Annotated in this window: 26 protein-coding genes; 22 read left to right on the top strand and 4 right to left on the bottom strand. The window is 62.6% G+C overall.

The genetic code is table 11. The annotated features are described in order from the left end of the window. The first annotated feature begins 868 nt into the window (after nt 1–868). Nucleotides 869–1,252 (top strand): hypothetical protein, encoded by a 384-nt coding sequence (locus ACLB1Z_RS07190; protein ID WP_409562687.1) that lies wholly within the window; start codon nt 869–871, stop codon nt 1,250–1,252. 10 nt (nt 1,253–1,262) lie between these two features. On the opposite strand, the gene ACLB1Z_RS07185 is transcribed toward ACLB1Z_RS07190, so the two are convergent. Then, nucleotides 1,263–1,634, bottom strand: a complete 372-nt coding sequence (locus ACLB1Z_RS07185; protein ID WP_409562686.1) for a ribbon-helix-helix domain-containing protein — start codon at nt 1,632–1,634, stop codon at nt 1,263–1,265. 207 nt (nt 1,635–1,841) lie between these two features. Between ACLB1Z_RS07185 and ACLB1Z_RS07180 the strand changes: the two genes are divergently transcribed. The 11 genes from ACLB1Z_RS07180 (at nt 1,842) to ACLB1Z_RS07130 (ending at nt 10,306) form a co-directional block, all read left to right on the top strand. Next, entirely contained in the window at nt 1,842–2,240 is a 399-nt protein-coding gene (locus ACLB1Z_RS07180) for a hypothetical protein (protein ID WP_409562685.1), read from the top strand. A gap of 155 nt (nt 2,241–2,395) precedes the next feature. After that, nucleotides 2,396–2,755, top strand: a complete 360-nt coding sequence (locus tag ACLB1Z_RS07175) for a DUF6878 family protein (protein WP_409562684.1) — start codon at nt 2,396–2,398, stop codon at nt 2,753–2,755. 2 nt (nt 2,756–2,757) lie between these two features. Next, the gene (locus tag ACLB1Z_RS07170) at nt 2,758–3,108 is read left to right on the top strand and encodes a DUF6915 family protein (RefSeq protein WP_409562683.1); all 351 of its coding nucleotides are present in this window, start codon (nt 2,758–2,760) and stop codon (nt 3,106–3,108) included. 67 nt (nt 3,109–3,175) lie between these two features. Beyond that, nucleotides 3,176–3,451 (top strand): DUF4326 domain-containing protein, encoded by a 276-nt coding sequence (locus ACLB1Z_RS07165; protein WP_409562682.1) that lies wholly within the window; start codon nt 3,176–3,178, stop codon nt 3,449–3,451. Between the two features lie 117 nt (nt 3,452–3,568). Further along, nucleotides 3,569–3,796, top strand: coding sequence for a hypothetical protein (locus tag ACLB1Z_RS07160; RefSeq protein WP_409562681.1), 228 nt, complete (start codon nt 3,569–3,571; stop codon nt 3,794–3,796). Between the two features lie 326 nt (nt 3,797–4,122). Further along, a complete protein-coding gene (locus ACLB1Z_RS07155) occupies nt 4,123–4,428 on the top strand; it encodes a hypothetical protein (protein ID WP_409562680.1) in 306 nt (101 codons plus the stop codon). 621 nt (nt 4,429–5,049) lie between these two features. After that, nucleotides 5,050–5,355: a hypothetical protein gene (locus tag ACLB1Z_RS07150; protein WP_409562679.1), complete on the top strand. Its 306-nt coding sequence runs from the start codon at nt 5,050–5,052 to the stop codon at nt 5,353–5,355. Between the two features lie 31 nt (nt 5,356–5,386). After that, nucleotides 5,387–5,536, top strand: coding sequence for a hypothetical protein (locus ACLB1Z_RS07145; protein ID WP_409562678.1), 150 nt, complete (start codon nt 5,387–5,389; stop codon nt 5,534–5,536). A gap of 345 nt (nt 5,537–5,881) precedes the next feature. Beyond that, a complete protein-coding gene (locus ACLB1Z_RS07140) occupies nt 5,882–6,142 on the top strand; it encodes a hypothetical protein (RefSeq protein WP_409562677.1) in 261 nt (86 codons plus the stop codon). Continuing rightward, nucleotides 6,139–9,459, top strand: coding sequence for a beta strand repeat-containing protein (locus tag ACLB1Z_RS07135; protein WP_409562676.1), 3,321 nt, complete (start codon nt 6,139–6,141; stop codon nt 9,457–9,459). Before ACLB1Z_RS07140 ends, ACLB1Z_RS07135 begins: the two co-directional genes overlap by 4 nt. Before the next feature lie 535 nt (nt 9,460–9,994). Next, on the top strand, nt 9,995–10,306 hold the full coding sequence (locus ACLB1Z_RS07130) for a hypothetical protein (protein ID WP_409562675.1): 312 nt from the start codon (nt 9,995–9,997) through the stop codon (nt 10,304–10,306). A gap of 84 nt (nt 10,307–10,390) precedes the next feature. Here ACLB1Z_RS07130 and ACLB1Z_RS07125 read toward each other — a convergent pair whose 3' ends face one another. Together ACLB1Z_RS07125 and ACLB1Z_RS07120 are read right to left on the bottom strand one after the other, a co-directional pair. Further along, entirely contained in the window at nt 10,391–11,041 is a 651-nt protein-coding gene (locus ACLB1Z_RS07125) for a hypothetical protein (protein ID WP_409562674.1), read from the bottom strand. A gap of 44 nt (nt 11,042–11,085) precedes the next feature. Beyond that, nucleotides 11,086–12,621, bottom strand: coding sequence for a type IV secretory system conjugative DNA transfer family protein (locus ACLB1Z_RS07120; RefSeq protein WP_409562673.1), 1,536 nt, complete (start codon nt 12,619–12,621; stop codon nt 11,086–11,088). A 464-nt stretch (nt 12,622–13,085) separates the two neighbouring features. On the opposite strand from ACLB1Z_RS07120, the gene ACLB1Z_RS07115 reads away from it, so the two are divergent. Together ACLB1Z_RS07115 and ACLB1Z_RS07110 are read left to right on the top strand one after the other, a co-directional pair. Then, a complete protein-coding gene (locus ACLB1Z_RS07115; RefSeq protein WP_409562672.1) occupies nt 13,086–13,433 on the top strand; it encodes a plasmid mobilization protein in 348 nt (115 codons plus the stop codon). After that, nucleotides 13,411–15,186, top strand: coding sequence for a relaxase/mobilization nuclease domain-containing protein (locus tag ACLB1Z_RS07110; protein ID WP_409562671.1), 1,776 nt, complete (start codon nt 13,411–13,413; stop codon nt 15,184–15,186). The genes ACLB1Z_RS07115 and ACLB1Z_RS07110 overlap by 23 nt, the downstream gene beginning before the upstream one ends. 46 nt (nt 15,187–15,232) lie before the next feature. On the opposite strand, the gene ACLB1Z_RS07105 is transcribed toward ACLB1Z_RS07110, so the two are convergent. Continuing rightward, nucleotides 15,233–15,910, bottom strand: coding sequence for a hypothetical protein (locus ACLB1Z_RS07105; protein ID WP_409562670.1), 678 nt, complete (start codon nt 15,908–15,910; stop codon nt 15,233–15,235). Nucleotides 15,911–16,246: 336 nt separating this feature from the next. Here ACLB1Z_RS07105 and ACLB1Z_RS07100 point away from each other — a divergent pair, with 336 nt between their 5' ends. The 8 genes from ACLB1Z_RS07100 (at nt 16,247) to ACLB1Z_RS07065 (ending at nt 25,491) form a co-directional block, all read left to right on the top strand. Then, complete coding sequence (locus ACLB1Z_RS07100; RefSeq protein WP_409562669.1) at nt 16,247–17,671, top strand: hypothetical protein; 1,425 nt, start codon at nt 16,247–16,249, stop codon at nt 17,669–17,671. 165 nt (nt 17,672–17,836) lie between these two features. Beyond that, nucleotides 17,837–22,138, top strand: a complete 4,302-nt coding sequence (locus ACLB1Z_RS07095; protein WP_409562668.1) for a strawberry notch-like NTP hydrolase domain-containing protein — start codon at nt 17,837–17,839, stop codon at nt 22,136–22,138. Nucleotides 22,139–22,347: 209 nt separating this feature from the next. Beyond that, nucleotides 22,348–23,274 (top strand): DUF2493 domain-containing protein, encoded by a 927-nt coding sequence (locus ACLB1Z_RS07090; protein ID WP_409562667.1) that lies wholly within the window; start codon nt 22,348–22,350, stop codon nt 23,272–23,274. A gap of 118 nt (nt 23,275–23,392) precedes the next feature. Beyond that, on the top strand, nt 23,393–23,806 hold the full coding sequence (locus ACLB1Z_RS07085; protein ID WP_409562666.1) for a hypothetical protein: 414 nt from the start codon (nt 23,393–23,395) through the stop codon (nt 23,804–23,806). Continuing rightward, on the top strand, nt 23,803–24,042 hold the full coding sequence (locus ACLB1Z_RS07080) for a hypothetical protein (RefSeq protein ID WP_409562665.1): 240 nt from the start codon (nt 23,803–23,805) through the stop codon (nt 24,040–24,042). Before ACLB1Z_RS07085 ends, ACLB1Z_RS07080 begins: the two co-directional genes overlap by 4 nt. A 78-nt stretch (nt 24,043–24,120) precedes the next feature. Beyond that, entirely contained in the window at nt 24,121–24,624 is a 504-nt protein-coding gene (locus ACLB1Z_RS07075) for a GcrA family cell cycle regulator (protein WP_409562664.1), read from the top strand. After that, nucleotides 24,602–24,997 (top strand): hypothetical protein, encoded by a 396-nt coding sequence (locus ACLB1Z_RS07070; RefSeq protein WP_409562663.1) that lies wholly within the window; start codon nt 24,602–24,604, stop codon nt 24,995–24,997. The genes ACLB1Z_RS07075 and ACLB1Z_RS07070 overlap by 23 nt, the downstream gene beginning before the upstream one ends. A gap of 35 nt (nt 24,998–25,032) precedes the next feature. After that, entirely contained in the window at nt 25,033–25,491 is a 459-nt protein-coding gene (locus ACLB1Z_RS07065) for a hypothetical protein (RefSeq protein WP_409562662.1), read from the top strand. Nucleotides 25,492–25,547 lie beyond the last annotated feature (56 nt).

The raw sequence follows: 25,547 nt of genomic DNA, 5'->3' as shown, positions 1-25,547 counted from the left end.
CTATTGTTTGAGTTTTACACGCAACTCGTAAACGCGAAATGAAGACATACCCCCGCGCGATGGCGCGCTATCTCCAAGAAAAAAAGCTGGGGCACCCCGTAAGGCCGCCCCAGCTTTTCTTAGTGGCGCACCTTCCCACAGCAAGCTGCGCGCCGTTACTCCAACCGAAGACGACTCTTAAATAGAAAATCGCCTGAGCAATATCCCTGTTCTTGAAAGTCGATTTCGAAATCGAATGCCCAATTCGGGCCTCGAAATCGTTTTTCGATAATAATTCACACACCTCTCATAATGCCAGAATTAAAAATAGGATCATATTCCTTCAAGCGACTGCACCCGAAGCGCGCCCTGACCGCGCCCGCACAGCCGCGACGGCGCGCCCCGCGCCGATATCAAAGTGAAGAGTCTCCGCAGCCGCCTTACGGCGGCTGCGCCTCAGATCCGGGGCTGGACGCCGTCCGCGATCTCGCTCCCGGCCCTGGCGGATTCCTTCCGGTCCTTTTCAGTGCCTCGGCTGCCGGGCGAGGCGCTTCAAGGCCCGCTTTCGCGGCGCAGCCGCAAGGGTCCGCCGCCTGACCTGGCGTATGGGCACCGTCCGAGCACAGCTCTACCGGCTGCGCCGCCCGCGCCGCTGCGCGTCGCGCTTGGCACCCTCACTCAGATACACAGCAAAATCCAGATACACATTCGGGCGTCTCCGGCTTGCGCCGGCCGGGCTCTAGGCAAGCCCCGAGCTCCCTGCCGGGATCTCGTCCGCACGCGGTCACGATCCCTGACGCGGCAGGCGGCTGTCGCGCCCGCCACACCCACACGCGCTGGCTTTGCGCCGCGTGCAAGACTAAGCTTTCCAAGTTGGAGGTCTGCTCCCGTGAGTGAACATTGGACCGAAGAAGAACAGGCGATTTTCGATACCGTCGCCGCGTGGCCGCAAGTCGCCACCATCCTTCAGATCCTCGCCGACGAACACGGTTACGACCGGCAGGCCACCGAACAGGCAAAGCGCATCCTCGTCGCCTGCTTCGCAGGACTTCTCGCCGACCCCGAGCACGACGACGCAACACCTCACCCCAATACCATCCGCCATTACCTCTCCGATCTTACACCTGGCTATGGCTGCTGGCTCGATGAAATCCGCGCTGCGATCGACAACGCCGCCATCCCCGACGAAGAACGCGCCTTCTTGCAGGGTGCCCTCTACATGGCGGCCAAATTCGTCTACGCCCTGCACCGGGACAAAAACGGCTACGCTTAAAAAGTCCCGCTCAGCTCATGCGCGGCGTAAATTTTCTCGCCTCACCCGCCGCCACCTTCGCGTCCTCACGGTGCGCGCGCCGCACCATCCCCGCGAAACTCCCGTGTCCAGCCTTGGCGTGACCTTCTTCCGTCGCCGCCGCGCGGAAATACAAAATCACGAACACGCGGATCGCCGCCGTCAAAGCCATTTCCGGCTTTTTCTTTTCATCGACCAGCGAACAGATATCGTGGATCCCGCAGCCTTCGCGCTTCGCGATCTCCTTCAGGCTCCCCCACATCGCCGGCTCCAGCCGCACCGATGTCCTGCGCCCGCGCACCCTGACATTGCGATTGATCAGCGTGCTCCTGCTTCTTCCCGGCTCTTCTTCAACGTCACTCATGCTTCCTGATTGCACCCCCTCATACGCCAGCAACCCGTCCGTACGCGCATCATCATATAGCCGATGCCCGAATACAACTTTTAGGTGCGCGCCGCATACGCGCGCATGACCACGCCGGAAGCCGCCACGCCCGCGCGTGTTTTGGGCGCTTTTTTCTTCCCTTCGGCGACGCCGCCGTGAGACGATTCTAATTAGGAGGTATGCACCATGTCAGACGACGAACAGCCTAAACAGAACGCTTCAAGACGTACACGCTATCCCAGACCGAAAGGCGCGGGACCTGCAGGACGGCCCCAACGGACCGCTGCACCTCAGTCCGAACACGAGACCGAACGCCCGGCCAAACCGGATACGAGCGGCGGCATCAAGGTCAAGCTCCGCGGCGGAACCGAAGAAGGCGGCCTTCTCTCCGCAGCCGAACTCCGCCAGGAGCTCAACGAGCTTGCCGACAGGATCGACCAGTACCCGCAAGGTACGCTCTTCAAGTGGGCGACGTTCTACGCAACGCCCGTCGATCAGGCCGGCAACAGCATCAAGCTCGACGGCGTGCCCAAGAACCAGACGATCACGCCGTACAAATCAGCGGCCGACGAGTTCAAGTTCTAGACCGTCCACGCTCATCCCAAGCAACGCGCCCCCCGCACACAGGGGGCGCGTTTTCTTTTGCGCGCGCATTCCCTGAATGGCCGGCGCCGATCAGGGTTTTCCTTTCAAAGGGGTCCGGGTGCTCGCGCAACCCCTTTGAAAGGAGAAAACCCCCAATGACCAATCCAGCTACCGGCCCGGCCCAGAAAGCCGCCACCCGCAAAGCAACGCTGCTCGCCGCGCTCGCCGCCGCCGGCATCGCCCGCGCTGAAATCGACTATGACGGCGAAGGCGACGAAGGCCAGATCAACTGCATCACCGCTTTCGACGCGAACAACACCGCAGTCGTTATCACCGCCGCCCATCGCAACGTCATCGAAACCATCGCCTGGGATTTTCTTACCGACCTTCATGGCGGCTTTCAGGACAACGACGGCGCCTACGGCACGATCTACATCGATGTCGCCGCCGCGACGATCGCGCTCGACCACTACGCCCGCTTCACCGACGCCTTCCACACCCGCACGGAGATCTGATCATGGCGCACCCTTATCACCACGCGCTCTCGAGCGTCCGCAAATGGGGCGGCACGCCTGAAGACTATCTGCGCCTGCACGCCTGGTTCGATGAATCAAAGCAGATCATCGCCGACTACCGCCACCGCGCCCTGCGCCACCACGCCGAGGGCATCTTCATGCTCGAGACGATCTTCGGCCCCACCATCACGCTCTCGACCGGCCGCATTATCCCGACAAGATGGGTCGGCGAGCAGCACGTGCGCGAAGATCTCGGCCGTATCCCGTCATTCGCCGACTGGGTGCGCGCCATCCGCCCCGAGCCGTGGATGGGCCGCGCCGAAAAGCTGAGCCTCGAAGACCCGCCGCCGTGAGCTGCCGCACCGCATCGCCTCCTCCTTCAAAGGGCTACGTTCTGCAAACCCTTTGAAGGAGGAAACAATGCCAAAAGTGCTCAATCAGCAGCTCCACGGCCGGCCCCGCGGCGCCGTTTATATCGGACGGCCGAGCAAATGGGGCAATCCGTTCGTGATCGGCCGCGACGGCACGCGCGCGCAGGTGATCGCGAAATACCGCGCTCACCTTCTGGCAAGCCCCACGCTGATGGCGGCGCTGCCCGAACTGAGCGGCAGGAATCTCGTGTGCTGGTGCGCGCCGTGCCCCTGCCACGGCGACGTTCTCGTCGCGCTCGCCAATGACCAAACCGTCCGCGCATAATGCACTGCGCGCTCCGCGCCCGGTCGCGCGTTTTTTGATAATCATATTTTATAGTATAATACATCAACACGCACTGCTCCGAGCGATTCTCTCGCCTTAGCAAACAGGATGGCCCGCATGACCGCATTCAAGCTAAAAAGCTTCTCCGCCCCCTCGCTCCAAGGCGCGTGCGAAAAGGCCTTGGCATTCACGATCGCGAACAACATCGATTTCCTTGACGGCACCGCTTTCATTGTCCAGGTCCGTCACCCGACCAAAACGCGCACCGCCGCCATCACGATCTGCTACCACACCGCGCTTGCCGCCGCCGCGCCCTCCGACCAAGCACTGCTCAAAATCTCCTGATCCCGCCTCCTTTCAATCGGGTCCGAGACTTCGCGAAACCCGATTGAAAGGAGTCTCCTATGCCCGACACGACCTCATGCCCTGCCGCCGAACGCCAGCGCCGCCGCGCGTCAAATGACGGCGCCGGCGCAACACGCCCGCACCCTCGCTAAATATTCCGTATACGGATCGCCGCAACACCCTTTTTCCGGACTTTCATCGTGCGTCCGCAGCCGCGCGTCCTTCCAGCCCGTTTCTCCATGCCCGCCGCGCCGTCGGCGCACGACACTTCCTTCTCAAAAACGGGTCCGACCGGGCGAAACCCGTTTTTGAGAAGGAAGCCATAAATGCCCTGCTACACCACACGCGCCCGCGCCAGCTACACCTACGAGATCGCGGACGGCGTTCTCGCGCTCACCGACTGCAACGGCCCGCGCAGCCTGACCAACGACGTCGAAAACGTCCTCGCCGACCTTCGCGACACGCTCGGCCTCCCGCTGCCCGCCACCATCGTTTACCGCGACACTCAGGGCGCCTGGGACGGCATAGCCCATGTCGACGGTATATTTAGCGGCTTCTATTTCCTCGGCACACGCGACCGCGATACCGCCATCGCTAAAGCAAAATCACCGACTCCCGAGCGCGCAATATGATACGCACCGCCAACGCCCAGCACCTTGAATGCTGCTCGCGCGGCCGCAGGCGCCCATCGCGCCTTTGCCGCCTGCCTCGCCGTCTGTCGACTGCGTGACTTGATTGCCTTCGCTCCAATCCTCTTCTCCACGAAAGCAGCAGCGGCGCATTACGCCTGTGCCCTGTTTCCTCCTCTGTTCCTGTTCGGCTCCCGCCGCCTGCGCCTGCCCTCGTACCGCTCGTCGCGCGGGCCGGCTTCGCCGCCCGTACAGCTTGCCGGGCGCGCGCTCCGAGAAGCGCCGTTGCGGACAGCCCTCCGTGCAGCACCGCTGTTCGAGAACGACGATAAAACACCCTCGTCTCATTGCTGCAGATCAGAGGCGGCCCGGAATTCCGCAGAGCCTTTTACAGGACCTATCTCGCGTTTCCTTTCCCGTCGCCATCGACATTACACCTCCTTTTCACAAGCGGTCGTTTCAATGTGATCGCCAAACCTGATCGAGCGCGCATCCCAGTCAAAACCGAACAGGGGCCCCTGCCCCATTACGGCAAGGGGGCTAGCGCCCCTTTGTGACAGGCACGCTTCTCCGCCCGATCTTTCGGGTGGCGTTCGAAACAACCATGCAAAAGGAGAAAATGTCATGGCCACTAAGAAGAAGAAGAAAGAAAACGCAGGCCCCGTCGAGAGGCTCCGCAGCTTTCCGCTGCAGGCCGCCATCTGGCGCAACGAGACCGAGAACCGGGTGTTCCATTCGGTTACGTTCTCGCGGTCCTACAAGGAGGGCAAAGAGTACCGCAACGTCGACAGCTTCTCGGGCGCGCAGCTCCTGCAGCTCGCACATCTGGCCCAGCAGGCCTACGATCGCTGCGACGAGCTCGATAACGAGGCCAACGGCTTCGGCGAGTCGGAAGCCGATCAGGACGAAACAGAGGAGGAGGGCGCGTAAGCGCCCTTTTTCCTTTCAAGGAGAAACGATCATGATACGCATCTATGCCGATCACATCGACTTCGATCCTGACGCCGACGCGCAGCGCGAGGTCCTCGACCTTCTCGCGGACCGCTGCGACCCGGCCTTCTGGCTCGACGCCTACTTCGACACCTTCGAAGAAAGCGAACCGCGTTCCTAAACCGTCGCGCCGCCCCGGCTCACCGCCGGGGCGGCGCTTTTATTTCACCGCATCGTTTCTTCGCTCTCGGCCGGTCCAGCCGAGAGCCCGCCGAACGCCGCCACAAGCGCCTCGAGCGACGACATCATCCACGTCGCTTCGCCTGAAGAAGCGCGGCGCCAATTCTATGCAAACTCCGCATTGTGCCAATCAATTCGCCGAATGCAAATCGCTTAAACCTTCCCGGCGATTTGCATATATCTGCTAAGTCCCTGATATATCCAGATTTAATATTAATTTATATCTTAACCTGCTAGAATTGCATGAATGGCGTCGATATTATTACGCCGGAAAGAAAAGGATTTGATGCGGCACGTATTTCTTCTAGCTCTTTTCTATTTTGTTGCGGCCCCGCAAACGGCGCGGGCGCAGGATCCTAAGCCGGTAATCGCGGCTCCCGATCGGGTTCAGGTCATTGAAGATGACGAGGCCGGAAAGCTTCGCATCGTCATCGACGGCAAGGAGGTCGGGTGGTTCGACGCAGACGGCTTGAGACTTTCGGGCACTGTTAAGACAAACGACGTCGACGTGGGCGCGGCTGCTGCCTCGGAAGAGAGCGGGCGATGATGCGCTCGATCGGCGGCATAAGGCATTTCGCTATCGCGTTTGTATTGACGGTATTGCTGTCGGGTTTGGCGTGGGCGCAGCCTGTGGAGATGGGGGTGGCAGGCACGGCTGGCATTAAGATCGGCGAGGCGGCCGTACCGTGTACGCCCGGCATAAAAGGTGCGATTCGCTTCGTCGACGCGGATGATCGTATCGAGCTGTGCGGTGACAGTTCGTGGGTTGCCGTCGGCGGCGACGCCACCAGCATCGCCACCTGTTCGCTGACACCTTGGACGCCGGCGTCGTCAGTGCCAGCGTCGGGTTGGCGGGCGATAGCTTACGGCGCCAACAAGTTTGTGACCTTGTCCTCCGGCGCCCCGCGTGTTGCAACCTCGCCAGACGGCGACGTCTGGACATCATATACCGGCCCCTCAATAACCGCCTCGTGGGATAGCATCGCATACGGCAACGGCACCTTCGTCGCCGTTGCCTCCTCTTCGGATGCACAGCAGGTCATGACCTCGCTCGACGGCATCACCTGGACACCCCGAAACGCGGCCGTCAACAGCTACTGGCTATCCGTCACTTACGGCAACGGGCTCTTCGTCGCCGTCGCACAAAGCGGCGCCGGCAACCGCATCATGACTTCCCCCGACGGCATCGCCTGGACGGGCCGCACGGTTTCCGAAGCCAATGCCTGGATGTCCGTCACTTACGGCGACGGGCTCTTCGTCGCCGTCGCGCGCACCGGCACCAACCGCATCATGACGTCGCCCGACGGGATCAACTGGACCGTCCGGGCGGCGCCCGAGGCAAACGGCTGGTACGCGGTTACGTACGCGGACGGGAAATTCGTAGCGGTAGCAGGTGAAGGCAACGCCAACCGGGCCATGACCTCTCCGAACGGCATCAACTGGACCGCGCATGCCGTGCCGGAGCTCAATGACTGGAGAGCCGTTGCATACGGCAACGGCATGTTCGTGACCGTGTCCACACAAGTCACCGCCGAAGGCCCAAACCGCATGATGACCTCACCCGACGGCGCAACATGGACGATTGCGCCGGGTATGACAGGCAACGGCTGGTCCAGGGCCATATTCGCGCGCGACACCTTCATCGTGGGCGGCGCCGCACCCTATTTCACCAGATCTTCCTGCCCCGCCACCAGCGACAACCTCGGCAATCACACCGCCGTAAAGGCCCTTGTCATGGACGGCTACGACATCATCGGCGCCGGCCATGTTTCCTCGGTCGGCTTTTCAGGCGCGGGCGCCGGATTGACCGCCCTGAACGCCAGCAATCTTGCGACCGGAACGGTGACGAGCGCGCGCCTTGGAACGGGCACGGCGGATAACACGACGTTCCTGCGCGGCGACGGCACGTGGGCAGCGCCCGCTGCCGCGGAGACCGACCCGCAGGTCGGCACGACGACGGCGAATAACTTCTGCCGCGCGAATGCAGGCGGCACCGGCATCGATTGTGCGACCGCGACGGTGGATCTCGCCGCGCAGGTCAGCGGCAACCTCGCCGTCGCGCGCCTTAACGGCGGCACCGGCGCATCCGGCACGACCTTCTGGCGCGGCGACGGCACTTGGGCAGCGCCCACTGCCGCAGAGACCGACCCACAGGTCGGCACGACAACGGCGAATAACTTCTGCCGTGCGAATGCAGGCGGCACCGGCATCGATTGTGCAACCGCGACGGTGGATCTCGCCGCACAGGTCAGCGGCAACCTCGGCGTCGCGAGCCTCAACGGCGGCACCGGCGCATCCGGCACCACCTTCTGGCGCGGCGACGGCACGTGGGCGGCGCCTGCTGCCGAGGCCGACCCGCAGGTCGGCACGACGACCGCGAATAACTTCTGCCGTGCGAATGCAGGCGGCACCGGCATCGACTGTGCGACGGCGACGGTGGATCTCGCCGCGCAGGTCAGCGGCAACCTTGGCGTCGCACGCCTTAACAGCGGCATCGGCGCATCCGGCACGACCTTCTGGCGCGGCGACGGCACCTGGGCGAGCGTCGCCGCCGACAATCTCGGCAACCACACTGCGACGCAAGCCCTCAACATGGGGCAGTTCGCGATCAACAGCGCGGCTTCTCTCGCACTTAATCCGGCCGCTGCGGGATCCGCCTCGATCGAGGCCGGCGCCGGCGCGACGGCGAACAAATTCGCGTATCTCGATCTTGTCGGCGATACGACCTACACGGACTACGGCCTGCGCCTGATCCGTAACAACACCGGCGCGAACGCGACCAACCAGCTGATGGCGCGCGGCACGAGCGGGCTTGACCTGATTGCACAGGACGCCGGCCCGATCACGCTACGCACTTCGAATACGACGCGCGTGACGATCGACAGCACCGGCGACGTAACGGCGACAGGCGAGGTAACCGCGGCCTCCTTTGCAGGCGTCGGCACATCCCTGACGGCGCTCAACGCGGCGAATATCACGAGCGGCAACCTTGCTGTTACACGGCTCAACGGCGGCACCGGCGCATCCGGCACAACCTTCTGGCGTGGTGATGGCACGTGGGCGAGCGTCGCCGGCGATAATCTTGGCAACCACACGGCAACGACGGCGCTCAACCTCAATAGCCAGCAGTTGCAGAACGCCGCGTATCTTTACTTGAACGCCCAGGATGGAACGAACGAGGGCGGCGAACTCCAGTTGAAAGGCGCGGGATCGTACGGAAACATCCAGATCGACAATTATCAGGGCAACGCCCGCATTCACACCCTCGCGGCCGGTAAAACTTTACAACTGGTCGGCGGCGGCTTCACGGTAGCCGGCGTTCCCGTCGTCGACGGCACCGGCCGCGTCCAGACCGGCGCGCTTGGCTCCGGCACCGCCAACAACGCGACAATCTTGCGCGGCGATAACACATGGTCCGCTGAAGCCGATCCGCAAGTCGGGGCCATGACCAACGCCAGATGGTGCCGCTCCGACGGCACGCAGATCATTTGCGACCAGCTGCCCCCAACGGGCGCGGGCGGCGATGACATGAAAGCAACCTCGGCCACGCGCAACGGTCTTTTTTCTAACATCGCCGGCGCCGTCACGGGCTACCATGGCATGCAGCTTTTCATCGAAGCCAACGGCTGCGCCGGCTACCGCGTATGCACCGATGCGGATGTCCAGCACTGGTATCGTACAGGCCACTCTTCTCCGGTCGCCAACGCCGGCTATTACTGGGTTCTCGGCGGCGGCGGCAACGATACATGCGTTGGCTGGACCTCTAATGCCAGCGGTAACGACGGCTCCAGCTGGTACGACGCGTTGAAGCAAACGGTCACTTCCACCTGCAGCACCGCACGCGCCGTTATGTGCTGCAGATAGCTCGGCCCAACCAGCTTAATCCCTGTGCCGCGTCCTCCTTCCGAAAAGAACAAGCGTCGCGTTACGCCTGAGCCCCTATTTCCTCCTCTGGTCCTGCCCGGCTCCCGCCGCCTGCGCCTGCCCTCGTACCGCTCGTCGCGCGGGCCGGCTTCGCCGCCCGTACAGCTTGCCGGGCGCGCGCTCCGAGAAGCGCCGTTGCGGACAGCCCTCCGCATAGCACCGCAATTCGAGAACGACGATAAAACACCCTCGTCTCATTGCTGCAGATCAGAGGCGGCCCCGGAATTCCGCAGAGCCTTTTACAGGACCTATCTCGCGTTCTCTTTCCCGTCGCCATCGACATTACACCTCCTTTTCGCAAGCGGTCGTTTCAATGTGATCGCCAAACCTGATCGAGCGCGCATCCCAGTCAAAACCGAACAGGGGCCCCTGCCCCATTACGGCAAGGGGGCTAGCGCCCCTTTGTGACAGGCACGCTTCTCCGCCCGATCTTTCGGGTGGCGTTCGAAACAACCATGCAAAAGGAGAAAATGTCATGGCCACTAAGAAGAAGAAGAAAGAAAACGCAGGCCCCGTCGAGAGGCTCCGCAGCTTTCCGCTGCAGGCCGCCATCTGGCGCAACGAGACCGAGAACCGGGTGTTCCATTCGGTTACGTTCTCGCGGTCCTACAAGGAGGGCAAAGAGTACCGCAACGTCGACAGCTTCTCGGGCGCGCAGCTCCTGCAGCTCGCCCACCTGGCCCAGCAGGCCTACGATCGCTGCGACGAGCTCGATAACGAAGCCAACGGCTTCGGCGAGACGGAACCCAAACAGGAAAAAACAGAGGAGGACGAAATCCCCTTCTAAACTAGGGCGCATACGCGCCCTTTCTTTTTTCGACTAGAAACGGTCCGCGCCCGCCCCGGCCATGCCAGGGCGGGCGCTTTATTTTTACCGCATCGTTTCTTCGGTCTCGGCCGGTCCGGCCGAGACCCCGCCGAACGCCGCCGCAAGCGCCTCGAATTTGAACACCACGACCTGAAGCCGCAGCGTCAGCGCCGTCGCTTTTTCGATCTCGCGCGGCGCCATCGCCGCCACAACAGCGCGCTGATCGACGTAGCGAATGACCACTTCCGACGCCCCTCTGTAATGCGCGCCGTTCGTCACCTTGACGCCGCGCTCGAACAGCTGCCCTTTTTGATGCTGCTCCCTCAGGATCTCGAGTCCGTCGCTACGCGGCAACGTCTGCTTGCGCCATCGCCGCTCGACGACCACGTTCTTCTTCGTGACGACAACCCGCACCGTTCCGCCGTGCAGCCATTTCATCAAAGGCTTCCACGCCGCGAAATAAAACACCGTCAAGACTGCCGCCTCGACGCCCAGCCAAAACCACGGCACGACCATCATCCCCCTTGTGTCCGGCCACAGTATCGCCGTCCAGAAGAATACGTTTCCGGCGAGCATTATGAACCAAGCCGGGTGCAGCTCGTACGACCCCGCCGGCTCATACAGTCCCGTAATCAAGAACTCTTCCTTTTCAGCATCGAACTGCGTACGCGGCCATTCCGCCCAGCCCGATAAACTGACATCGACCGCCGCCATCTACGCCGCTCCGGCCGCCGCGAACCGCGCCCGGATCTCCTTGTTCACCGCTTGTCCCATTTACCCGCGAACATTTCGTGCCGGTCGTATTTCACGCGCTGCACGACCATCGGCCGCCCGCCGCTGCGGATGACCAGCGCCCGCTGCTGTCGGTCATCCCGACCGAAGAACCGGCTCGCCTCCTCCGCCGTAAGCACCTCGCGCACCTCGAGCGACCATGACCGCCCGAGATTTCCGCTCTCGACCATCGCCTTGACCGTTGCCTCGCTCTTGCGTTCGACGATCAGCGATGTCTGGCCGCACCGCTTGCTGATGAACTCAAGCGTCGTCAGATCGCTATTCCCAAAAAAGACCAGTATCCCGGCGTTGCCAAGGAACGTCTCCCACCCTTCCTTGTAGTGGCGCTTGAGCTGCGTAAGATCCTGCAAGACCACAAGCAGCTTCATCCCGAAGCCCGCCACCAGGCCCGCCGCGACCTCGAGCTGGCGCATGGTGCCAAGAACATGAAACTCTTCCAGCACCGCCAGCACAGGAATCTTCGGCTTGCTCGGCTCGCGCTCCATCGCCTCGAGCGCGAGGTTCACGAACAGCCGGAACCAGCGCGCGCATGTCGCCATCCGCCCGGCCGGCAGGCATAGATAGATCGTAAGCCCCTTCGGCGCTGTCTTAAGATCAGTCAGCTCAAACCCGTGCGACGACAGCGACGCCCGGATCGGCGGATAGTCCAGAAACTTTGTATGCCGCCGCGCCGTCGATAACACCGACCCGCGCTCGTTGACCGGCCGGTCGAAGAAATCGTTCGCCGCCCCGTCAACCGCCTCGGCAAGATCAGGGCGAGACCCAGCGAGAATGTCCCCGTTCGCCGAGAGCTCCATATGCAGCCCTTCCATGCCTTCGAGCCGCTTGCCGCCATATTCGTGGACCACGCCGCGCATCAGCAAGTCGCGCAGCGTCGCGAGGTTGCGCCGCTTTTCGTAACCTGGCCACGTCGCAATATGCAGGAGCAGCCCCTCGATCAGCGTCCGGGCGGAATCATCCCAGTGCGGATCGCGGCCTTCGCCCGGAACGAAGGCATCCGCGATCAGCCCCGCGTCCTCGATAAGCGTTGCGCTGTCGGTCTTAAGGAGCGTGAGCGGATTAAAGCCCGCGCGCAGCTTTTCGAGACGCTTTGCGGTGATTCCGAACGGATCGACGATGCACACGCGCTGGCCCATCTCGCCGCGCCGGCGGGCGGTAATGTCGGCAAGCTCCCCTTTGGGATCGAGCGCCAGTACCGACCCGCCCCACTCGAGCAGCGTCGGCACGATGCAGCTGCGACCCTTGCCCGCGCGCGACCCGGCGCATACGACCGCATGCCGGTCATCGCCGATCCCGACCGCGCTGCCGCCGGTGACGTAATGCTCCTTGCCGCTGTCGTGCACTTTGCCGTCCAGCACGCCCAGCAGGATTTTCCCACCGTCAAACCGGTACGCCGCCGCCTTCACCACCTGCGCCGGGTCAGCAAAGGCCGACGACGGCATCTGGTGCTGGTCTATCTCCCGGGATGACACTCCGCGGGGCAGGTCATCGAGCACGCCCATGGCATCCGTTCCGGTCTGCTAGCTCTAGCTAGAAGAAGCGGTAGATCCTCACCGCCTGCTACGTGCTGCTAGATGCAGCTAGCGCCAGGCGGCAGATCCGCACACACCGCACAGAGATAGCATGCCCCCGCGTGCTCCCGTCTTCCTTTTTCATTATTTGAGAAAATGCCGGTGCCGCAAGGCACCGTCCTAACGACACACGACGCACCCCCGGACAACCGACAGGTTGTACACCGAACATTAACCCTAAGGAGGTGATCATAGGGGGTAGGAAGTGTGGCGTAGCAAGATATGTTTTTTTGCCATAAAAACCCCTGCGGGGTTGGCAAAAGAAACAGATCTTGCCAGCGTCATGTCGCTGGACCTCGTGGGCCTGTGCTTGGCGTTTCCAACGCCGGCGCAAACGGCCCAAGCAAGTCCCGCCTGCCAAAGAAGGCACGCGGGCAAAGAAAGGAGCCCTGTCCATGGCCCGCCCTAAAAAAGCGGACACCGAACGCCACAGCCACACGCTCCGCTTTACCGTCCGCCCATCAGAATACGTCCGTATTCATCACGGGGCTATTCGTTCCGGCCTCACCATCTCGCAATATCTGCGAGATGTCGTGCTCGGCCGGCCGATCACCATCACCCAAACCCGAGGCTTGGACCCGGACCTGTTTGAAGAATTACGCCGAGTCGGCGTCAACCTCAACCAGGCCGTCAAATACATGCACACGCATGAAACCGTCCCCCCCGAACTTCTGAGCGCTGCCGCCGCGATCGAACGCTTCCTCAAGGAGAACCTCGACCATGGTGCCGAAGGTCGCGGGTAAAGGCTCCAGCTTCAAGGGCGCCGCTCTTTATTACCTCCACGACAAGGGCGCGCTGTCGAAAGATCGAATCGCTTTCGCGATCACCGAAAACCTCCCGACCAACGACCCCGAATTCGCGGTGGCGCTGATGATCCGCACCGCCGAGAACCAACAGAAGATCAAACAGCGCGCCGGCACCAGCGCCCGCGGCCGCAAGCTCCAGCACCCCGTCTATACCTACAGCCTCTCCTGGGCCCCCGACGAGCAGCCCACACGCGAACAGATGCTCACGGCCGCCCGCGACAGCCTTGCCGCCCTCGGCCTGCAGGGCCACGAAACCCTGCTCATCGCCCACAACGACGAACCTCACCCCCACATCCATATCATCGTCAACCGTGTCCATCCCGAGACCGGCATCGCCGCCAAGCTCGACAACGACCACCTGAAGCTTTCGACATGGGCCGAGGCCTACGAAAAAGCCCAGGGCCAAATCCGCTGCGAGCAACGCGTCGAGAACAACAAGCGCCGCCGCAACGAATACGTGAAAGACCAGAGCAACGACAACAGCGCCGCATTCCACGACTGGCGACGCGACCGCGTACGCGAGCAATTCACGCGCCAGCAAGACGATCAAAAAGCCTTGTCCGCCGCCCACCGCGCGCAGCGCCAAGCGCTTTTCGCCGCCAAGGAGCAGCGGATCCGGCTCGCGCGCAACCAGATCCGCGCCGATCACAAGCACCTCTGGGTCGCACATTTCCAGACTGAAAAGGCGCAGCGCACGCACTACGAATTCGACCGGCGCCAGTCCGCCGCCCAGCTCCGTCAATTCCTCAAAACCAGCGGCAAGGGCTTCTTCCACGCCGAACGCCAAGAACGCTCCGGCCATCTCTCGCAAGCCTTCGGCGATATCGTCCGCGCTCCCGAGCGCAAAGCCGCCCTCGACGCCGCCCACCGCAAAAACCGCACCGCCCTTGCGGCGAAGGTCGCGCGCAAACAGCGCGACGCCTTCAAGACAATCAACGACCAGTACCGCAAGGATCTCGACGAGCTGAAAGACCGTCAGCGCACCGAGCAGCGCGATTTCTCACTCCGACAGTCTGAGCGAAGCCAACAAGCCGCAAGAGACATCAAGACCAACGCCGACCTTCCGCTGTTCCGCCAAGCTCAATCGGCGAAACGCTACGCCGACATTGCCGAGAACGCCCGCGACATTACGGCCGACCGCACGCGCACCGCGCGAACCTTCGCCAAGTCAGCCAGGGACCGCAAACGCGCCGGCCGCGAATTCGAAAAGACAGCAGGCACCGCCAAGGCCGCGCAGGCTCCTGCCACCCGTCAAAGCCTCACCGCCGCCCGCTACGAACAGATCGCCGAGACCAAGCGCGAGATCACCCGCGCTCGGCCACGCGCCGCGAAAGCCTTCGGCGACGCCGCCAAGGACCGGCCGCGCGCCGCGCACGATTTCGCCAAAGCGGCCGGCTCAGCCAACAGCACGCAGGCCTCCGCCAAAGAATCCCGCGACACCGCCACCCAACGCGACTCCGCCACGCGGCGCAAACGCACTGCGGACCGCTATCAACATATCGCGGAAAACAAACAGGACATCACCGCCGAGAAGGAAGCCTCGTCCTCCAGACGCTCCACGCGTCAAGACCGTGCCCTACGCCTGCACGACCAGTTCCGCGAACAGGCCGAAGAGATCACCCGTGACACCCGCGGCCGCGGCCGCGAGCTTACCTTGCCGCGCAAGCCCGATGATCCCAAACCCCGCTGACCGCTGCCTGCTGACGCGCCATGCCGTCGATGCTGCTATCCGCGTTTCATCGCTCGCGCCCCTTGTCCAGATCGGGCCCTCGGTCCCTTTCCTCTCTCAGACGTGCAGCGAGCCGCTCGCGCCGCGACATCCCCCCGCCCTCTTTGCGCTCGCTTTCTTCCTGAGCGATTTCACGCGACAGCCTCACTATCTCGACGTGCTGCCGCCCTTTCAGATTTTCGAGCTCACACGACTGCAGCGCTCTCACCCCTTCGGTCGTCGCCTCGTCGTGATAACCAGACCAATCCTCGTGCTCTCTCATCACCAGATCAAAACTATGCTTGGCCAGCAACTCGGCATCTTCTTTCATATGCACGGCCGCGACGCGCTCCGCGACCGCCGCATCTTCGTGCAGCCGCGGCCCAAGCGCAGCGATTTCCTCCTTCAGGAAAACCTTTTCAAGATCGGCCACCCGCTGCCTGACGTGCAGATCCAAATTGTACCGCATCTCCGTGCGTTGCCAATCGAGCTCCCGGCGCAACTCCGCCCTGTCAAGGGGATCGGCTTCCTCAAGCTCGCTTCGATCGCAAGCGGCCATGTCCTTTTCGATCTCGTCGTGCTCCTTCTTGAAATACTCTTCGACCTCCCGCCGGATGACGGCGTGCGGCGTCAATCCCTCCCTATTCGCCTGATCCCAGATGTGAGACCACAGCTCCTTGTCGCTCGGCTTGCGCTCTTCCGCCATGTTGCGCTCCTCGCCCCGCAAGCTATCGCCCCTGGCGCCCTCGTCAACCCCGCTGCCCCTCAAACCCGTCCTTCCCGACGGGAAGCGCCTGAACCCGCGATTTTCCGTACCGATATAGCATTTGCGCCATTAATCGCGAGAAAAGCCGCAACCACAACAAAAACCCATATAAGCCAAAATATTCAATGGATTACACAATATCTATTCGCCATGGACCTAATCCAATTATTCGATATTAAATTCCAATTAATTATTGCTCATATATAATTTGAATAACGCCTATTTAATTCCTTTATTTCTTCGGCCAATTATAAAAAACAAATTGCGGGGACGACAGTGAATCATGAAATACGCTTTATCTCATCGTTATTCGTAACAACTGTCTTCCTTGGCGCCACTAGCCTATCTGCGCCAACGATAGCGCGCGCCGACAACTGCATCGGCATGCACGGCGATTGCCTCGTGACCGGCTATCCAGCTCCTTACGAGCCCCCGCCCCGAATTAAAGCCCTGCAAAACAAAACCAACGCCGGAAACCCGCCGCGCCCCGCAAAAGCCGCGTCCCCTCCAAAAAGCAAACCGCCGTACCAAAAATCCATCCCGATCATTCCCGATCGCACACAAGATCCCATACAAAGATCAATCCCGATCATCCCCGATCAGACCACCACAGGCAGTATCGGCGAGGAAGACTACACCCACGACAAGAATCTTATAGAAAAAGGTCAGGACGGCCTAATCTGCGATGCAGACGACGACGCGGAAAAAGACGCCACAAAGAAAATCAAGACCGAAAAGGGCAAAGATGGAAAGCCGCAAGACAGCCCGCAAGAATGGAATACTGAAAGAGCCCTCGCGGAGCAATTGACAGTCCGCGATACCGCGACGCTCGACCAGCTCGAACAACAACAAAAAGCCCTCAGCGAGTTCTGGGATAAGCAGATCCAGGCCAACCCCGAAGTTGCGACGCCAGCTGATAAGCAAAGAGCTCTGAACGATCTCGCCCAGAAAAAGGCCGACTACCAAAAGAACGCCGCCGCGCTGCAGGACGGAAAAGCCAAGCAGCCCGACGCCCAAAAAGCCCTCGCCAAGGTCGAAGACCAGAAGAAACAACTGCTCAATAACAAAGCTCTCAAGGACGCTTTGCTCGCGCAGGGGATCGATCTCGACAAAAAACTAAACGCACACTGCCCTCTCCTTGGCATGGGCTCGGCAATGCACGGCGCCGAAGGTGAAATGACCAACGCGCTGTCTCAGCTCGCCAAAGCCACGACACCGCAAGAAGTCGAGGATATCGCCAAGCAGCTCGAAAAAGGCAACAAGCACGCGCGCGATGGCGCATGCGCCGTTTACGGCCTGATCAATAAAGTGCCCGCATGGTGCAAAGGCAAAACCAACAGTGTCGCTTCCACCGGCGGCGAAAATAACAGCCCCGCGCAACAGCTCGCTTCCGGAATGGTGCCTGGCGGCGCCTATACCGGCAATGAAACCACCGGTCCCGTACAGCACGGTCAGCTCGGTTCGCTCCTCGACGGATCTCCGCTCGGTTCCCTCTTTAGCGGTGATCAAGGCAGCGGCCGCGAACAAGCCGGCTGGCCCTTTGCCGGACATCCCATCTGGAAAGGACCCGATCCGATATCCGCGGGTTTCAAGCCGGACCCGCTTGTCGGCTATTACATGCAGCAGATCGGCGGCAAACCTCTCAGCGGCTGGTACACCGACGCACAGGGTAACAGCGTTTACGTCGAAGTAACGCAATAAAATCTGCCCTTCCAGGGCGGCCCGTCCGAAACAGTCACTTCCACGGCACCTTTCCGCGCGCTGTCTCGCAAGAGAAAGAGACAGGCTGCGGCGCCAAGCGCCGCAACACGCGTTCGCGAGAGCGAGTCTTTGCGGCGTCCAGCAACAACGACAAAGGATGCCACCGTGACCATTACGCCTTCGCTTGCCCCCCAGCGCCCCGCTCCCGACCAGAGCCACGCCGCCCGCCTCATCGCCGCGGCAACCAGCCTTCTCGCCCACCTCGAGCATGGCCAGAGCCTCGACGCCCGCATCCTTCGCGAGGCCATGACCGCCGCGTTTGAAGCCAGCGATGCCGAAGGCGCCTGGCTTTGGAAAGACGCCTATGAAGCCTGCGAAGCAGCGCAGATTCTTTTCCTGCAGCGCCACCTCGGCGCCATGCGCGCAAGCGCCGCCGAAAGCGCCGACCTTCTCGCGATGCTCACGCGGCTCGCCGAACTCATGCCCACACACACCAAGCGTTCCGAGCAAAGCCAGCAGCTCCAACAATTCTCGACCCCGCTCGCCCTCGCTTACGTCGCCGTTCAGGCCGCCGCGCTTGCACCCGGCGACCTGCTCCTTGAGCCTTCCGCTGGAACCGGCCAGCTCGCCATCCATGCCGCCGCCATCGTCTCCCGCGTCGCCCTCAACGAAATCGCTCCCGTTCGCGCCGAGCTTCTCTCGGCACTCTTTCCCGGCGCCGTCATCTCGCGATTCAACGCCGAGCAAATACACGACTACCTCCCGCCTGATATTATTCCCACCGCGGTTCTGATGAATCCGCCGTTCTCCGCCTCGCCCCATGTCAAAGGCGCGCTCGCCGGCACCGACCTGCGCCATCTGCGCTCTGCCCTCGCCCGCCTCGCACCCGGCGGACGTCTTGTCGCCATCACAAGCGCTGCCCTTACACCCGCAACGCCGAAATACGCTTCCGCCTTCGCCGACATCGCGCAAACCGCGCGCCTTGTCTTCACAGCTTCCCTCGACGGCGATCTCTACCGCCGTCACGGCACCACCATTGAAACGCGCCTCTCCGTCATCGACAAAATCCCGGCTGAAAATCACGATAAAGCCCCTTCGTTCCATGCAACTTCGCCCGAACAACTCCTCGCACTGATCGAAGCTCACGTTCCGCCCCGCCCGGCCGCCGACATCCCGCACTCTGCGCCCTCGCAACTGTCGCTATTCGCCGGCAGGTCTGTCACGGCACCCAAGGGCGCGCCGCCCGAAGTCCAGGCGCCGCCGCCGCCGGAACCCGCTCTCGAGCTTTCCTATTCCACCGTCGACGAAGCCATCACGCCCGCCGCGCAAATCTCGGATTCACTTTACGAACCCTACCGCGCCGAAACCATCCGCATCCCCAGCGCCCAGCCGCATCCGACAACGCTCGTTCAGTCCGCCGCCATGGCATCGGTGCGGCCACCCAAACCGGCATACAGACCGCATCTTCCGCCGCGCATCATCTCCGAAGGCATCCTCTCCGACGCCCAGCTTGAAACCGTCATCTATGCCGGTGAAGCACACGCCGGGTTTCTCTCCGGATCCTGGACGGTCAATGAAAGCCGTGACGTTATCTCACGAGCCCCCGACGACGCTCTACATTCCGTATCCTTCCGCCGCGGCTATTTCCTCGGCGACGGCACCGGCGCCGGCAAGGGCCGCCAGGTCGCGGGCATCATCCTCGACAACTGGCTCAAAGGCCGCCGCCGCGCCCTCTGGATCTCAAAATCCGACAAGCTCATCGAAGACGCGCAGCGCGACTGGTCCGCGCTCGGCCGCGAAAAACTCCAGATCGTATCCCAGGGCCGCTTCCGTCAGGGAAAGCCGATCCCGCTCGAAGAAGCGATCCTGTTCACAACATACGCGACGCTGCGCTCCGCTGAGCGCGAAGGCAAAGCCTCGCGCCTTCAGCAGATCATCGACTGGGTCGGCCACGATTTCGACGGCGTCATCGTCTTCGACGAAGCGCACGCCATGGCCAACGCCGCCCCCGGCAAGACCGATCGCGGCAAGGTTGCCGGTTCCCAGCAAGGTGTCGCTGGCCTGCGCCTGCAACACGCCCTCCCGCGCGCCCGCGTCGTTTACGTCTCCGCCACCGGCGCTACCACTGTTGAAAATCTCGCCTATACCCAGCGCCTCGGCCTGTGGGGCGGTGAAGATTTCCCGTTCGACACCCGCTCCGATTTTGTCGCCGCCATCCAGCAGGGCGGCATCGCAGCGATGGAAGTCCTCGCGCGCGATCTCAAGGCCCTTGGCCTCTACGCCTCGCGCTCACTTTCCTACGAAGGTGTCGAAGTCGACATCCTCGAACACACGCTCTCGCCCGCGCAAATCGCCATATACAATGAATATGCGCGCGCCTTTCAGATCATCCATCGCAATCTTGACGCTGCGCTCAAGGCCGCGAACATCACCTCGGAAACCGGCACCCTCAATGCCCAGGCCAAGGCCGCCGCCCGCAGCGCCTTTGAATCCAACAAGCAGCGCTTCTTCAACCACCTCATCACGGCGATGAAAACCCCGACGCTCCTCGCCTCCATCGCCGCCGACGTCGCGCGCGGCGATGCCCCGATCGTCCAGCTCGTCTCGACCTCGGAAGCCCTGATGGAGCGCCGCCTCGCCGAAATTCCCACGACCGAATGGGGCGATCTCTCCGTCGACATAACCCCGCGCGAATACGTCCTCGACTATCTCGCGCACGGCTTCCCCACGCAGCTTTTCGAAACCTACACCGACGATGAAGGCAAACTGCAATCGCGCCCCGCCATGCTTGACGGTTCCCCCGTCCATTCGCGCGAAGCCCAGGAGCGCCGCGACGCCATGATCGAGCACCTCGCAGCCTTGCCGCCCGTGCAAAGCGCCCTCGACCAGCTGATCCAGCATTTCGGAACCGACTCCGTCGCCGAAATCACCGGCCGCTCGCGCCGCATCGTCCGCAAGACCCGGCCCGGCGGCTCCGTTCTCGCCGCTGAAAACCGCCCGGCCTCCGCATCCATCGGCGACACCCAGGCCTTTATGGACGACCGCAAACAAATCCTCGTCTTCTCCGACGCTGGCGGCACCGGCCGCAGCTACCACGCCGATCTCGCCGCCCGCAACCAGCGCCGCCGCGTCCATTATCTTCTTGAAGCGGGCTGGAAAGCCGACACTGCGATCCAGGGCCTCGGCCGCTCCAACCGCACCAATCAGAAGCAGCCGCCGCTCTTCCGCCCGGTCGCCACCGACGTTCGCGGCGAAAAGCGCTTCCTTTCGACGATCGCCCGCCGCCTCGACACCCTGGGCGCCATCACACGCGGCCAACGCCAGACCGGCGGCCAAGGCATGTTCCGGCCAGAAGATAATCTTGAAAGCAACTACGCGAGAGCCGCTTTGCGCGCTCTCTACCACAAGCTCGTCCGCGGCGAGATCCCTGAATGCAGCCTGCGCCGCTTCGAGGACGCGACCGGTCTCTCGCTTCTCGACGAAGACGGCACGTTACGCGAAGACCTGCCGCAGATCAGCACGTTTCTCAACCGCGTCCTAGCGCTCGAAATCCAACTGCAGAACGAGCTTTTCGCGCACTTCGACGCGATCCTGTCCGCCAATATCGAGGGCGCCATCGCCGCCGGCACCTACGAAATCGGTCTTGAAACCATCCGCGCCGAAAGTCTCGCCATTCTTGCGCGGCACGTTATCGCCACGCACCCGGCGACCGGCGCGCAAACCCTGCTGTTCGAGGTGCAGCGCAAGGACCGCAACTCGCCGCTCATTCTTGAAGATGCCCTATCCCTGGCTTCCGAAAACCCGAAAGCCGCCCTCGTCCTTAACGAGCAATCCCAGCGCGTCGCCATCCGTCTTCCCGCACCTGCACTCACTCTTGAAGACGGCACGCCGGTCCGCCGCATAAAACTCGTCCGCCCCGCCGACAGCTTCTCATTCAGCGACGCTGACTTCGAACACACAAGCTGGACCGTCACCGACCGCGAAACATTCTCCGGCCTCTGGAGCAAAGAATGCGCGGCGATCCCCGAATTCGCAACCCGCCGCTTTTACGTCGCGACAGGCCTGCTGCTGCCGATCTGGCGCCTGCTTCCCGACGACAGCCCGCGCGTCTATCGCTTCCAGACGGACGACGGCGAACGCGTCATCGGCCGCCTTGTCCCCGCGGAATATCTATCCGCGCTCGGCGCACGCCCGGCGCAGCCGCAGTCGCCGGATGACATCCTCGCGCTCCTCGACTCCGGAAATCCCGTTGCGCTGACCGGCGGCATGCTCCTGACCCGCCGCATGGTCATGCACGCCCCACGCTACGAGCTCACAGGCTTCGCCGCTTCCGCAGTGCCTAATCTCAAAGCTATGGGGATCACATCGGAAATCATGAGCTACAAGCTGCGCCTCTTCGTCCCGACGGGTGAAACTGCAGCCGAAATCCTAGCACGCCTCACAGAGCGATATCCCGTTTCTGCGTGACATTCGCAAAGACATTCTCCTGATCCGTGCCGCGCGCACGGCCTTTCAGAGGGCGATGAGGCCAGATCCGCCGGCCTTGGAGGCGCAAGCCCTAACGGGCTCCTCCGCTCACGCTACGGCCTCCGGTGCGCCCGGCCGCCGGGCTCTGGCAGGGTCGCCACGAAAGGCCGCGAACGGCGCGGCCCACAACAACAATCAGGAGAACCTTCATGTCTGCAAGAACATCCCACCGCCACAGCGTTCCGTCGCAAACCGCGCGCGTTATCGAAGCCCTGCAACTTTACGGCTTCCATCCGCACGACGACGAGCCCGATCCCCGGCCGCTCCCTGAAGCTGAAGCCATCGAAACCGCCATCACCGCGCTGTTCGACACGCTCGCGACAGCCTTCGAGAACACACGTCTCGAACCGGACCTTTCCGATATCCTTTGGTCCGCGACCGACCTCTTTCACCGCAAGGCTGAACGCGTCCAGCGCGCGCTCGACGAGAACGAGCTCCGCCAACGCGATTCGCAGAACGACCAGGACGGCTCGGAAGTCCGCGACGTCGAGCTTCAGCGTCTCGTCGCTCAAGGCCAAACCATCCTTGAACGCCGCTCCGTCTTCGAAATGATGCGCGATCTCGCGGCCGAGCATTTCGAGGCTCGCACCGGCTCCGCATGGCGTCCGCGCGCCGGATCGATGGTCAATCACCGCAAGATGACGGCAACGCTCATCGAAAGCCGTGATTTCCTCGCCGCCAAACGCATCGCCGAAACCGAAGTCCTGCTGCCACCCGGCACCCGCATCCTCTTTTCCGGCGGCGTCGATTTCACCGATCACAAGCTGATCTGGGACAAGCTCGATCTGCTCCACAAGCGCTATCCCGACATGGTTCTCATCCACGGCGGCACCACGCGCGGCGCTGAGAAAATCGCCGCCTGCTGGGCAGACGCTCGCAAGGTGACGCAAATCCGCTTCAAGCCCGACTTCGCCAACGACGGTAAAGCCGCTCCGTTCAAGCGCAACGACCGCATGATCGAGACCGACCCCGCCGGTCTCATCGTCTTCAAGGGCGCGGGCGTCACCGACAACCTCACCGACAAGGCCCGCAAAGCCGGCATCCCCGTCTCCGACTACCGCAAGAGCGGCGCGTAAGCGCCGCTTCTCTTCTCGGTTCCAAAGAGAAAGAGGCCAGCGGCCTCTTATCTCGAACCCGACGGGTTCGAGAGAGAGCGCTGTGCTCTCTTCTCTCTCATCCATCAAAGGAGCCGCCATGCTGACCGCCCGGTCCACATCCACTGCCGTCTCAACACGTCCGAAATACTTTCCCTGGACGAACCCGTGCGCCTACGACGACGGCCAAAAGGCTGCCTTCCACCGCGAAGCTGCAAAGCGCCTGCGCCAGCTCGCCAAAATAATGGCGCTGGATAAGGCCGATTACGCCATCCGCAGCAACAAGGCAGGCCCCGCCGTCTCTGGCGAAATCACGCTCCACCACGAACGCATCTATATCCAGATCTCCCAGTTCGGCCATGCCGACGGCATCCTCTACCGCTCCTGCCGCGGCCGCGCCGATTTCGCCGGCGGCGCGAATAACTTTGCCGCCCTTCCACTGCTGGACGATCTCCCGTCCCTTGCCCGCCGCATCGCCCCGCTTCTCAACACCACCATCGCGGAGTCGCCATGACCAGTCTCATCCCCTCGCGCGCCGAAACGCTCGGCGTCAAACCCAAGGTCATCCTCGCGCTGACAAAAAAGCAGCTCGCCTTCCATCGCGAACGCCTTACCAGCCTCGCCGCTCCTTACGCCGACGTCGACAATTCCGTCCACGGCGCTCTCGCCGAACTCCTGCACGCCTTCGATGAATTCGAAGCCCATGTCACCGACACAGCAGCATGGCTTTACCGCGAACCGGGCACTTAATCCGCCCGATCGCCACGCCGTAACCCCAACCCAAGGCCCGCCCCTCCGCGGGCCTTTTGCCTTTCAAGGAGACCGCACATGACCTGGAACCCGCAACGCATAACGATCCTTCAAAGCCTCTGGGCCGAAGGCCGCTCCGCATCGGAAATCGCCGCATCTCTCGGCGGCGTCACACGCAATGCCGTCATCGGCAAGATCTACCGCCTTCGCCTGCCGCCCAAACTGCGCGTCCGCCGCAGGCGCCGGCGCTCCGCGTTCCCTTCGCCGCGCCGCGCGCCCAGCCTCTGCACGCAAGCGCGCATTCCCGACCTCGCGCCGCCGCCGCCAGTCCACCCGCTCCTGCGCGATCTCAACGCGCTCCACTGCCGCTGGCCCGAAGGCGATCCGAAAACGGACACCTTTCATTTCTGCGGCCGCCCCCCGCTCGCGGGCAAACCCTATTGCCCGCACCACCAGGCGCGCGCGTTCACGCCGCCGCCGCGCCGCAAACGGCGCACGGCCGCGCAGCCTCAAACCCCCGACCTGCCGTCTTCGTCAAACCCGATTCAAGGAGATCACCATGCAACCGCCTGTCTTCGATGATCGCGACCAAGAGATCAAAAATTTCCTGCTCGCCTACTGGAACTCCATCCTCGGCCCGCGCGTCGGCGACTTCGTCCAAACCGAGGACGGCACGCTGCACCGCTTTACCCAGGACTGGGACGACCGACTCCAGATCACCTCTTCGCTCGATCCCGCAGGCGGCAGCTTTTACTTCGCGCTCGGCTACTGCAGCTATTCCGGCGGACTCGATCCCTCCATTCCCAAAAGCCGCCTGTACGACACCGGCGCTGTGAAAGACGGCAACGTCTGGTTCTTCCACCACGACATCGCGCGCGCCCACAACGGCGTCACCACCGCCATTCCCTGCCGCGTCTACCGCGTCCTGCCGGCGCAGACGGCCACGGCAAACTGATTTTTTCCATCACCCCAACCCTAAAGGAGACTCTCATGACCGACACAAACCGCCTCACCGCACAAGACATCTACGACCGCGTCCCCCTCGGCGCACGCCTCGCTTATTCCGACGGCGAGCCCGAGCCGCCCAAACGCTTCACCCGCAAGCACGCCGACTGGCGCCGCAACAACGGCACCGGCATGCTTATTTCCAAAGCCCCGCCGCAAACGATGCCTTCCTATCATCTCCCCGGACGCTTCACGCTCCACGAAGGCAACTTCGGCGGCACCTCCGGGCCGCTCATCGTCCTCCACCGCACGTATCTGTTCACCACGTCTCTCCACTTCCACATCATTTCCAACCCGCCCGCCGGGTCCGTACAGATCCTGCAGCCGCTCGGCGACACCCCCGAACTTCTCCACCTCGCCACCAACGAGAACGAAGCACGGGCATGGCTCGCGGCTAACCGTTACAGCGACGCCTACACCGTTCAGGTCCCCGAAGCGGCCTGACGGCCGCAGAGCAAGAGCCTGCGCGGCCCCCGGGCGAAGCCGGGGCCGGCACGAAA

Origin of the sequence: Hyphomicrobium sp. MC8b, from assembly GCF_905067615.1 — a bacterium.
In the GTDB taxonomy this organism is placed as follows: Bacteria; Pseudomonadota; Alphaproteobacteria; order Rhizobiales; family Hyphomicrobiaceae; genus Hyphomicrobium_B.
Note: the sequence above shows the minus strand (reverse complement) of the source record. Positions and strands in the feature narration are given on the sequence as shown.